The organism is Rubritalea tangerina, from assembly GCF_042683245.1.
GTDB classification, from domain to species: Bacteria; Verrucomicrobiota; Verrucomicrobiia; order Verrucomicrobiales; family Akkermansiaceae; genus Rubritalea; species Rubritalea tangerina.
Genome location: NZ_JBHUJB010000016.1, coordinates 1 through 12,061, shown reverse-complemented (window position 1 = coordinate 12,061; position 12,061 = coordinate 1). Strand labels below are relative to the sequence as shown.

The 12,061-nt window shown below is 49.9% G+C and carries 7 protein-coding genes; 5 read left to right on the top strand and 2 right to left on the bottom strand.

The genetic code is table 11. The annotated features are described in order from the left end of the window. Positions 1-56: 56 nt before the first annotated feature. From ACFSW8_RS03720 to ACFSW8_RS03705, 4 genes are all read left to right on the top strand, one after another. Positions 57-1,604, top strand: coding sequence for a c-type cytochrome (locus ACFSW8_RS03720; RefSeq protein WP_377177465.1), 1,548 nt, complete (start codon positions 57-59; stop codon positions 1,602-1,604). A gap of 49 nt (positions 1,605-1,653) precedes the next feature. Next, positions 1,654-3,123: a sulfatase gene (locus ACFSW8_RS03715; protein ID WP_377088756.1), complete on the top strand. Its 1,470-nt coding sequence runs from the start codon at positions 1,654-1,656 to the stop codon at positions 3,121-3,123. A 37-nt stretch (positions 3,124-3,160) separates the two neighbouring features. Then, positions 3,161-3,778, top strand: a complete 618-nt coding sequence (locus ACFSW8_RS03710; RefSeq protein WP_377177467.1) for a DUF459 domain-containing protein — start codon at positions 3,161-3,163, stop codon at positions 3,776-3,778. Positions 3,779-4,001: 223 nt separating this feature from the next. Beyond that, complete coding sequence (locus ACFSW8_RS03705; protein ID WP_377088759.1) at positions 4,002-8,543, top strand: cadherin domain-containing protein; 4,542 nt, start codon at positions 4,002-4,004, stop codon at positions 8,541-8,543. Positions 8,544-8,622: 79 nt separating this feature from the next. Here ACFSW8_RS03705 and ACFSW8_RS03700 read toward each other — a convergent pair whose 3' ends face one another. Then, positions 8,623-10,002, bottom strand: coding sequence for a dihydrolipoyl dehydrogenase family protein (locus tag ACFSW8_RS03700; RefSeq protein WP_377088760.1), 1,380 nt, complete (start codon positions 10,000-10,002; stop codon positions 8,623-8,625). A gap of 173 nt (positions 10,003-10,175) precedes the next feature. After that, positions 10,176-11,360, bottom strand: coding sequence for a CobW family GTP-binding protein (locus tag ACFSW8_RS03695; protein WP_377088761.1), 1,185 nt, complete (start codon positions 11,358-11,360; stop codon positions 10,176-10,178). Between the two features lie 142 nt (positions 11,361-11,502). Here ACFSW8_RS03695 and ACFSW8_RS03690 point away from each other — a divergent pair, with 142 nt between their 5' ends. Beyond that, entirely contained in the window at positions 11,503-11,826 is a 324-nt protein-coding gene (locus ACFSW8_RS03690; RefSeq protein ID WP_377177463.1) for a hypothetical protein, read from the top strand. Positions 11,827-12,061 lie beyond the last annotated feature (235 nt).

Genomic DNA, 12,061 nt, shown 5'->3' with positions numbered 1-12,061 from the left:
CAAGCCTATCCGACTTTTCCTGACTACTTTAAAACACCGAAAAACCGCTTAAGTCCGTGCCATTCGCGACTGTTATTATTGATGGAACCTCGACGGACAACTTTCACACCTACACGATAGGTTTTGAAAAGTACATGAGGGATGGGGATGCCTATTTGTGTGGCAACTTTACGACAGCGATTCTTTTGGGGGGGAAGCGAGATAAGATGGTGCCGCAGAACTCTAAAATTTTCCGAGGGTCGCATTTCATCTTTGGACCGCTTACAGGAAGTGAAGACCCTGAGGATGTAGAGATAGAGTTTTTAGCAGGAGGGTTTCGAACACCGAACGGTGTGGAAGTGGGGCCCGATAATGCGACTTATGTGACAGACAACCAAGGGATTTTTAACCCTTCAAACGAATTGATTCGTATTACTCCGGGGAGTTTTTACGGCCACTATCTTTATAATACGAATGGTGGGAAGAGGTCAGCGTTTCAGCCTGAAGGGGTTGTTGCTGAAAAGGGTGATGTTAGGATGATGACTCCAGCGACCGTGCATTTACCACAAAATGACGCAGCTCGTTCACCGGCCCAGCCGCATGTCATTCGGGATCGAAAAGGTGTCTTAGCTCCTTACAATGGTCAGATTTTGCTATGTGAGTTTACGATGGGGAGAGTGTTGAGAGTGGCACTGGAGGAAGTTGAGGGCGTATGGCAGGGGGTGGCATTTAAGCATTCGGGAGGAATCGCTGATGAGAGCGGTGGCAATGGTTTCACAGGTGCTCCTAACAGAATTGAAGTCGGTCCAGATGGTCACTATTACATTGGTCAGATAGGAGCGGGGGGACTATGGCAGTTTAATAATCGGTATACTGGTCTGCAGCGTTTTCGAGTGAAGCGAGCCGAAGAAGTTTCACCGACTTTCAATGAGATTTTGACTGTGAAAGTAGCGGAGGGAGGATTTGAGGTGGAGTTTCTCAAGCCGCTACCCAAAGACTCTCTCAAGGTTGGAGAGATAGAAGTTTCTCAATGGACGTACCAGCCGAGCTCTGGTTACGGAGGTGCTCCAGTGGGTAAGGAAGGGTTGAAGCCGGAGCGGATTGAATTTGATTCAACGGGGAAGAAGATGCGCCTTTACGTAGATGGCCTCAAGGACGCTAGTCCGGAATTCATCATCGAGAGCGGAGGGAAAAGTAGTGAGAATAGCGGGTGGGTTGTTCACGTTAAGATGAAGCCTAAAAAGGGTGAGAAGTCTCTGCTCTACACTGAGGAGTTTTGGTACACCATGTTGAAGAAGAGGGGGGGGGCTGGGCATGGCAAGGCAGTGGCCATGACTGAGAGCGAGAAAGCCGCCATGAAGTTTCAGACACAGTGCGCGGCATGTCATCGGGAATTAGATAATGGATGGGGGGCGCCCAACTTATCTGGTATCTTGGGACGTGAGCAAGTGGTGATTCGGGACGGAAAAGAGGTGCGTGTGAAAGTGGATCGTGATTATTTGATCAATGCGATTATGTATCCTCACCGGGAGAAGCCGAAGGCCTTCAAGGAAGGAGCCATGCCACCTTTAGGTTTGAGTAAAGAGGAGGTAGAGTCGATGGTGGAGTACATTCTCACACTCTAACAACTATTATATGATGGTGATTTATTTCAGGTTTGTAGTGGTGTTTTTCATGCTTAGCGTTTGTGCAGTTGAGGCAAGAGATAAGCCAAATATTATATTTATATTAGCAGATGATTTAGGTTATCAGGATGTGGGTTTCAATGGTAGCAGGTGGTTTGAGACACCGCACTTAGATGCGTTAGCTAAGGAGAGTGTGGTCTTTGACAATGCAAGTATGTATCCGACGTGTTCGCCGTCTAGGGCGGCGTTGTTTACTGGGCGTCATTCCTTCAGAACACAAGTATACACGGTTCCAGTGTTAGAGAAGGGAAAGGCAGCTGATAACCTATATTCGAGATGGACGGTGGAGGAAAAGCACCCATTTTATTCTCAGCCGTTGAGGTCTGTTGGGTATCAGTTGATCCATTTAGGGAAATGGCATGTTGTTGGGCCGTATCCTGAGAGGGAGTTGGATTACCCGTTTAAAAAGAAACTGGGGACACCGGGGAGTGGTGATATGTCATGGGTGGAGCGGCATAAGAGGGAGTATGTTGAACGGTTTTACCCAGAGGGGCGGGGGTTTCATAAGAATGTGGGAGGGACTTTTTGGGGAGATCCGGCGCGTGGTTACAAGGCTGGATACAAGTCTGAGAGTGGAGGCTACAAAGCGCCATTCAAGAATCCTTTTATGCAGGAGGGGGAAGAAGGGGATTGGCTGACAGATGCACTCACAGATGAGGCGATTCGCTTTATGAAGGAAAATAAGAAGAAGCCATTTTTCATCAACTTGCATTATTATTCTCCTCATCGACCGAGTGTCGCCACGTCTAGTGATGCTTTAGAAAAGTACCAGAAGAAGGTGTTAGATGTGGGGACAGGTCAATCTGCACAGGTTACTAAAGAGATGGCAGCCTATGGGACGATGGTGGAGAACCTTGATATGAACATAGGTCGGATTTTAGATGCTTTAGATGTGTTGGGAGTAAGAGAGAACACGATTATCGTGTTTACCTCTGACAATGGGTACAATGGTATTCAGAGTTTCACTCAGTGTTTAAGAGGGAGCAAAGGTCAGATATACGAAGGTGGTTTGCGTGTGCCAGCTTTGGTTCATTGGAGTGGGAGATACAAGGGCGCGAGGGTGGATGAGAATATCACCGTACTGGATTACTTTCCCACCTTGCTTGAGTGGGCAGGGGTGGAAGATTATAAGAGCATGTTAGATGGTGAAAGCATCGTTCCTCTCTTAGAAGGTGGGAGTTTAGGGGAGAGGGCATTATTTTGGCATATTGCCAGTAATTATAAGACACCTGCTAATACGGTGATGAAGAAGGGGGCGTGGAAGTTGATTCAATTTTTGAAGACTGGCGAGGTGGAGTTATATCATTTGGTTGATGACCCCTTGGAGGAAAGAAACTTGGCAAAGAGTCACGCTGATAGGGCTAAGTTGATGTTAGACGAGATGGAATCTTGGAGAGAGAAGCATTCGGTTCCATTACCTGAGAGCTCCATTTCAAACCCGAAGAAAGATGATGAATAGGGCTGTATGTATGGGGATATGTCTGGTGGGTAGCGTGATGATGGTAAGTGCCCAGAAAGTGGTTTGTGTTGGGGATAGCAACACACAGCGTGGGTATCCGGCGATGTTGGAAAAGCAATTGGGGGAGGGGTGGGAAACGCTTAATTGTGGTAAAGGTGGGGCGACTCTTCTGAGTGGCACTCGGACACCGTACTTTGGGACGCATCAGTATCAGGCATTGCTTAAGTCCGAGCCAGACGTGGTAGTCATTATGCTTGGTACGAATGATGCGAACCCATTGTGGTGGAAGGGGAAACGTGCTACGCAGTTTGTCGGAAGTTCTGCAGAAGAACTTATCTCTCAGTACCAGAAGTTGATTGGCGAGGTTCGTTCATTAGCAACGAAGCCTAAGGTTTATGTGGTTACACCTCCACCTGTATTCCCAGATAGAGCAAAGGGTGAGAAGGTTACGATGCGGGCGGCGCGCAAGGAGCTTTTAGAGACGGAGGTGTTGCCGCTTATCCGAAAGGTAGCTCGAGAAGAAGAGGTGATCTTGATTGATGTCCATGGGAGAATGCTAGGTCAAGAACAGCTGAGTTCTGACGGAGTACATTTTACCAAAAAGGGATACGAGTTGTTAACTTCGATCATTAAAGAAGGACTATTGCAGAGGTAGAATGGCTTGGCATGGGGACACTGAGTTGCACAAGAATGTGTTAGGGTGTCTGGATTTTTTTGCCAGTAAGTTTGGAGTAATGCCATTGGGTGTGGGTTTTATTGTGCTGTGGGGTTTAGTAGATCAAACTATCTGATTTTGAATCAGGTATGATACGGCGGATTAGCGATTGCTGCATAGTGATGGCTCAGAGTTGTATCAAAATAAATACCCACTAACTAATATGATGCATACAAACCCAATGGGTGGTTCGCTGATGGCGGCCAGCCTATTTATGTTGGCGAACTGTTGTCTAACAGCAGCTCCGGACACATTAACTCAGTCGGTCACCTACAATGGTGAGACAGTGACATTAAGACTCACGAAGCAGAATCTAAGGGGAGCAGCCTTTGAAGTTCTGGTACAGAATAATTCAGGAGGCTACGACCCCTACACACCGGTGGGAGAGAGGTCCTACATCGGAACTGTGGATGAATATCCAGGAGCAGTTTCTTGTGGAATTCAGTTAGACGACGGGACGTTTCGAGGTGCCGTTTATTTTGACCGCGGGGCGACTTGGTTCACTCAGGGGAGTGGAGTAGTGAGCACGCGGGCATTAGGCTATAGTGACTTTACGAACTATCAGTATCCGAGTGCGGCGACGGTGCAGGCTGGGCAGGCTGGTACGACGATGTATGGCTTTGGATTGGGGATTGATGCAGATGAGGCCTATTACCAAGCAGCGGGTTCGTCATTAGCGACTACCATGGAAGGGATCGAGTACTCGGTGTGTTTGACGAGCGCGATTTACATGAAAGATGTACTTTTACGCCCATACCTTGAGAGGGTAGTGATACGCACTGATGCGGGGCAGAGTCCGTATACGGGGACGACTCAGGGGGATTACCTGAGTGCCACACGCACGGAGTGGAATAGCAACCACAGCAGCGTCAATCCTGACGTTGTGGCCTCGGTTTCTCCGAGTAAGATTGGAGGAGGTTTGGCCTGGGTTGGAGTGGTAGGAACGTCGAGTAAATACTCGGTGAATCAAAGCGGCAGCGGTGGTGCATTCGACGTTGTTTTCCGCCATGAGATGGGACACAACTGGGACCTTGGACATTTCATCGGTGGGAGTCCAGAAGGTGCAGGCATCATGGGAGGTAATCAGCCAGCTCGATTTAGCGGCTGTGAGGCGTATCGCATATTTAACCATCGTGACAGCCGGCTTCAAGTAATGAACACGAGCGAGAATTATGTCGCTGTGGAGCTTCCACCCTATGCCAGCATGGACACTGCCGCATATGTGAATGAGCGCAGTGGTGGTTTATCTTTAGACGTGTTAGCTAATGATCACGATGCTAACGGTCAATCGATCAATCTTGTGTCGTTTGATGCGACCAGCTCTGGTGGTGGCAATGTGGTGCAGAATGGCAATCAATTGGTTTATTCCGCTCCAGAGGGTTTCACCGGAACCGATTACTTTGAGTATGTGATTGAGGATAGTGTTGGGAAGAGTGCTACGGGAGTAGTGATTGTAGATGTATTAGATTCTATTGACCCTGTCGCTGTCTGGAGGTTTGACGACGCCCAAGATTTAACAAAGGCCTCACTGGGGGCAGACCTTCAGCTGGTTGGCAGTCATAGTGTGACTGCTGGTTATGACGGCAACGATGGGGCTGTTAGGGTGGGTCAAGGAAGCCACTATGTGAGTGCCCACGGGATTGTGGCCAATGGTGGCGGAAGCAAGGTCAACGAGTACACTTTAGTTTATGACCTCAAGGCTCCAAGTTCTAGTGTGGACCAATGGCGAGCATTGTTTCAGACAGATGTCGCTAACAGTGATGATGGAGAGGCATTTTTTAGGCCAACTACGGGCACTGTTGGAGATTCATCGACAGGGTATAGTGGATGGTCAGTGCCTATTGATACGTGGTTCCGCTTAGTTGTCTCGGTTGACAATGACAGCTTCTACCGCATTTATGCTGACGGCCAGCAGATCTTGAGTGGTTCGACCCAGGGGATCGATGGGGCATACGCGTTAGAGCAGACATTAATTTTGCTAGGGGACAACAATGGTGAGGATCATGATTTAGATGTCAGTGCGATACGGATCTATGATCGGGCCTTGGGCGCATCGTTTGTACGGGCGCTTGGGAGTGTGGAAAGCGACCAAGCTCCTGTGCTAGGTGATGTGGTTTCAACAGTGTCCGCTGGAGTGCCTGCAGGGACTGGGCTGTATACAGTGGAGGCATCTGATGCCAATGTGAGTGACGCTCTGCGCTATATGATCACATCTGGTAATCAGGGTGGGAACTTTAGTATCGAGAGTGAAACTGGAGTGATTCGGTCAAGTTCGGTGTTAGCGGCTAATGCTCAGTATGCGTTGACGGTATCGGTAGTGGACGATTCGGGATTGTCGGACTCTGCAAGTATTGTGTTGAACTCAGCAGCTGACGCAGACAGCGATGGGTTGATTGACGCTTGGGAGGTTACTCATTTTGGAGCGATTGCTTCTTACGATTCTGACGCTGATGCCGATGCTGATGGTTTGAGTAACGGTGAGGAGCAGAGTGCGGGGACAGTGCCGACGGATACTGACTCGGATGATGATGGCTATGCTGATGGTCCAGAAGTTGTGAGGTTTTCAGATCCTATAGACCCTCAATCATCACCAATAGCTTTGTATCAAGGTATGGTGTTAGATTTGCAATTTGATGGCGACGGTCTTGATGCATCTGGTTATGGTCATGACGCAACAGAGACAGGAACGGCAAGTTACACAACTGGGGTTGTCGGGCAGGCAGCGAGTGTGGCTAGTGGTCAATATTTCCGTGTGATCGGCGAGGGGGGAATGCCTGAAGCTATGCAATTAGGAGATAGCAGTGATTTCACTGTGGCGTTTTGGGTTAAGGCTCCGAACGGATGGTCTGGAGATCCAAGCTTTGTTAGCAACAAGAATTGGGGGAGTGGTAACAATACCGGATGGGTTATCGCTGGGCAGACTGACGCGAGTCAATACCAGTGGAACTACAAGGCGGCTGACAGCGGACGCCAGGATTTTGAGTCTGGTGGTGCACTTGCTGACGGCCAATGGCATTTAGTGACTGTGGTGCATGACCGTGATGGGAATGCTAGTTTTTACAGAGATGGTGTGCAAGTAGGCCAGGTGGCAAGCTTAGGTGCTGGAAGCATTGATTCTGGGTTGCCGCTTGGCATTGGTGCTGACGGGAATGGGAACTACCAATTCAACACCACGGTGTACCTCGATCAAGTTCGGATGTGGACGCGCGCCTTGAGCCTAGCAGAAGTGCAACAGCTCGCATCAGGCAATGATGGTAATAGCCCTGTTGCGAATGACACGAGTGGAAGTGTGGCAGAAGATGCTACGCTTGGTACTACTGTAGCGACAGTGAGTGCGAGCGATCCCGATGCTGGCGATAGCCTCAGCTACGCAATCACAGCGGGCAATACTGGTGGCGCCTTCGCGATTGATAACAGTGGTGTGATTACTACTGCCACAGCCCTCGATTACGAAACCACTAACAGCTACACACTCACTGTGACGGTCACCGACAATGGTGGACTCAGCGACACGGCAAGTGTGTCAGTGAGTGTCACCGATGTGCTTGAAGTCACTGCAGCAGTGGTGGCAACAGGCAGCGCATCGAACCTAGCAATGACAAGCGCCGACCTCGGCTACAGTATCACTGACGAAGGTGGAGAAGCTCCGAGTGTGACTCTCTACTACGGTGAGACTGATGGTGGCACGACACCCGCAAGCTGGAGCAACAGCGTGGTTCTTGGAACGAAGAATGCTGGAGCGCATGTGGAAAGCATCACGGGTCTGAATGAAGGCACGAGCTACTACTACACGATTGCTGCGACAAACACAGCAGGGACAGTGTGGGGCAGCAGCGCGAGCTTCACGACCGTGGCGGACACTTCACCTAAGATGGTGCGCACGACGGTGAGCGGCGTCTCTAGCAGCAGCTGGACTAATGTGGATCTCGGCAAGAACTACAACTCGGCAGTGATTGTGGCGACACCGATCTACGCGAGTGCCGCACAAGTGCCAGTAGTGACCCGTATCCGCAACGTGAGTGGCAGCAGCTTCGAAGTGAAGCTTGATAGAGCAGATGGACTGACAGCTGCCGTGAGCTGTGATGTTTCCGTGATCGCTGTGGAAGAAGGGGTTTACACCCTTGCAAGCGACGGCGTGCAGATGGAAGCCGTGAAGTTCACCTCTACGGTGACTGCTGCGAAGTCTAGCTGGTTGGCAGAGGCTCGCAGTTACACTAACAGCTACACCACACCGGTGGTGCTAGGTCAGGTGATGAGTGCGAACGATGCGAACTGGTCCGTGTTCTGGAGCATGGGCAATACCCGCACGGCACCCGCTGATGCGTCTAATCTGAACATTGGTAAGCACGTAGCTGAGGACAGCAACAAGGTGCGAGCTGATGAGACGATTGGTTACATCGTGATCGAAGCCGGTACCGGCAGTATCAATGGAGTGGCCTATGAGGCTGGACTTGGTGCCGATACTGTACGCAACACAAGCAACAGTGCAGCTGGCTACAGCTATGGGCTCACAGGCTTGAGCAGTGCAAGCGCTGGAGCACTCAGCTCTGCGGCAATGGACGGAGGTGATGGTGGCTGGCCGGTGTTCTTTGAGAACGACGCGTTGAGTGCGAGTGCGATTAAGTTGATCATTGATGAAGATGACATTGGTGACAGCGAGAGTTCGCACACGACCGAGCAGGTCAACTATCTGATCTTCGAATAGGAGTAGATTATAGAAGCTTAGGCCTCTCGGCGGATTGTCGAGGGGCCTTTTTGTTTTTAATCTACTATGACGGGCTATGTTAGGTTGGGGAATATTCTCTAACTGATTGGATTGCCTGTATGGATGCTGAGAGGAAGAGTTCGTTGAGGGCGGGATGGATGTGGATGAGTTGGGGGATTTCTCTCAGGTCATTTTTCAGGTGCATGAGCATGAGGACCTGATGGATCAAGGTTGAGGATTCGGGGCCGATGAGGTGGCAGCCGAGGATGGAATAGTCGCTGGGGGAGACAAGAAGTTTGATTCTCGGGTACTCAAGGCGTGTTGACATTGCTCGAGCGCTGGCGAGCCAATCTTGCGTCACACTGATGTAGGGGATCGCTTTGCGTACGAGATCTTCTTCTGTATGGCCGACTGAGGCCACTTCGGGGTAGGAGAAGACTGCGTGTGCGATGTCTTTTTTATCGATTGGCGATGGGTGGCCTTTGTAGAATTTTTTTCTTAGGAAATCGACTTCATAGGCAGCGGCGTGCTGAAGCATGTAGCGGCCATTGACATCGCCGGCGGCATAGATGCCGGGGATGGAGGTTTCGAGGTGATCATTCACTTCAATGAAGCCGTGCTGGGTAGTGGTGAGCTTTGTTTTTTCTAGCTTGAGTGTTTCGGTGTTAGGTTTTCTTCCGATTGCGAAGAGGACGTTTTCAGCTTTGAATGTTTGAGTGGTACCTGCGATGTTGAAGGTGGCAGTGAAGTGGGGCCCATCGTGGTTCAGGTCTGAGAGTGTGGCGTTTTTGTGCACGGCTACTTCATTTGAGAATTCGTGTGAGAATATTTCTTCAATCTCGTGGTCAGCATGTTTGAGGAGTTTATCGCCACGGGAGAAGAGTGTGGTTTCGACTCCAATGCCGGCAAAGAAGGCACCCATTTCAACCCCAATGAAGCCACTGCCGATGACCAGGAGGCTCTTTGGTACTTTGGTTTTTAATGGAAAGAGTGCATCGCTGGTCCATACAGGAAGATCTGAGTAGGGCGGGTGGGATGGGTGACTGCCAGTGGCGATAACAATTTTATCAGAGCTTAGGGTTTGTCCATTTACGGAGACTGTTTTGAATGCGCAAAATTCAGCTTCGCCTCTGACCAAGGTGACTCCTACAGCTTTGAGGCGTTCTTCATAACGTGGGTCGACTCCAGAGATGTAGTCATTAACTTCGTCAAAGATTGTTTGGGTATCGATGGATTCGATCTTGGCTTTGATGTGGTGGTGATTGGCATGTTTGACATGACGAGCTGCTTCAGCGAAGCCTATGAGAAGCTTGGAGGGGACGCACCCTCTGTTAGGGCAGGTGCCGCCCAGTTTACTGCGTTCGATGAGTGCTACTTTTTCTCCAGCTTTAGCCGCTGCAATTGCTAGGTTTGCGGCTCGCCCGCCACCGATCACAATTAGGTCATATTTTTCGCTCATAAAAAATTGGGGTTGTATTCTCAGTGTGAGTGATACGACCGCAGTGGATAGACGTCAAGGAGATGGCGTCTAAGGGGGGCTGGTTCTTTCTTATTGAGAGGGCGTTATCAAGTTATATTGAGCAATGAGGTAGCCACTATTTTGAATGGATGTCGACTAGGGGGGTGTTCGTCTTATCTGACTTGGCGGATAGAGCTGGGCCACGGGTCAGGGAATTCTGAACCTTTTTGCCATGCAGCGATTTCATCGTCGGTGCAGAGGGCGTGGGTTAGGGCTTGGGCGAATGACTCCCGTGCGGATGGAGTTCCGATGAGGGTGAGTTCATTGTGGCGGTCGCCGAAGATAGGGTGCTGTGATTCGAGTTGTTTTTGTAGGTGTTCGATCTCTTCAGGGAGGAGTTTGCCGTCGGGGTTTTTGACGATTTCGGCACGCCAGAGGTCTTTGAGCTCGAGAGATATTTGGCTTCCAGCTTGTTGCCAGAGGAGGACATGGCCGGGGCGGGAAGCTAGCCATATAAAGCCTTTTGTACGGAATAAGCCGGTCGAAAGATGGTTTTGGCAGGCGTCAAATAGTCGCTGGGGATGGAATGGTCGCGGGTCCTGGAAGATTTCAGCTTCGACATTTTCGACAGTTGCGCTCTGCTCTGTTAGGCCGAGTTGAGTGGCTTTGTTTTCCAGTTCTGTAAGCTTGGGAGCGGGGATGCCGTCAAGTTGTGGGAGCAGGAGACCGGCCTGAGCCGAGAGGCCAATTGCCGCGCGCGGCTGGAGTGTTTGGAGGATACCTACTTGGGCATCGACGATGGGTTTGGCGAGGGTGTCGGTTTTGGTGAGGATGATGATGCTGGCGAAGGCAAGTTGTTCGGCGAGCAAGTGGGCGACTTGTCTAAGGGCTGGGTCTTGGGCGTGGATTAAGCTCTCTGTTAGGTCACGGCCATCATTGAAGTCACGGTGGAGGTTGAGGGCATCAATGGTGACGATAAAGTGGCGTAGATAGAAGTGTTTGCTTTGGGTGAGCGCTTTGATGAGTGGCCAAGGTCGGGCAGCACCAGTGCTCTCACACAAGACAAGTGGAGGGCGAAGGGAGGAAATCTGTTTAAGAACCTTAGCGACTGAGGTGTGGAGATTTTCACGAGCATGGCTACCGTGCAGGGCTGCGACTCTGCCCTTGAGTGAACCTGGTGCAGGGCTTGATCCGCTATCGGATAAGAGTTCGGCATCGAGTCCAAAGTCGCTGAGGTCGTGTACGATAAGAGGCGCTTCTTTCAGTGATTCCTCTCTTTGCCAGCGACGGAGCAAGGTGGTTTTACCTGAGCCTAGAAATCCGCAGAGGCTGACAATGGGAATGGGTTCTTTACTCATAGTATTGGGAATATGGTGGCGCCATCAGCGGAGTTAGCCGGTGGATCTGAGAGGTATTGAGCTAAGGCTTGCAGAGGTTAATTGCAAGTAATTTGCATAATTGGGGGAGGCTTTCAGATTAGCCATTTAGAATGGTTAAGTTGTGGTTATTTCATACGATGATATGGGGGCAGGAGCAGGAAAACTCATCGAGCGCTGTCAAAAAACTAATCCAGATGAAGCGACCGCAGCGTTGTTCAATAGTCTGAAGGCGCATTTAGATGAGGAGCCATTTAAGTCTGCAAAATACACTGAAGCGCATTACCTGAGAGATTTGAACATCATTTTTGCAGATCTTTATGAAGGTAATGAATTTGAAATTGGGAAAGTGAAAGAATTTATTGATGTCCAGATGAACGCAGCTGGTGATAGTGGCAGATTATTAGAAGTGGCTGTTGCTGCCTCTAGGAAGCATGAGGGGCTATAAGTCATATCTGTCGATCAAACGCACCCTGTAGATTATTTCGGGGTAGATGTCCTGACTGATGCTGGTGCTTATAATGTAGCAAGATCATATGGGGCGTGTTTCAGTTGCGTGTGGATGATATTTCGTATTTGGAATGGATGGGTGTTTGTTTTCTATTATTTTCTGTCAGACAAGAATGGCACGGACTTAAGCGGTTTTTCGGTGTTTTAAAGTAGTCAGGAAAAGTCGGATAGGC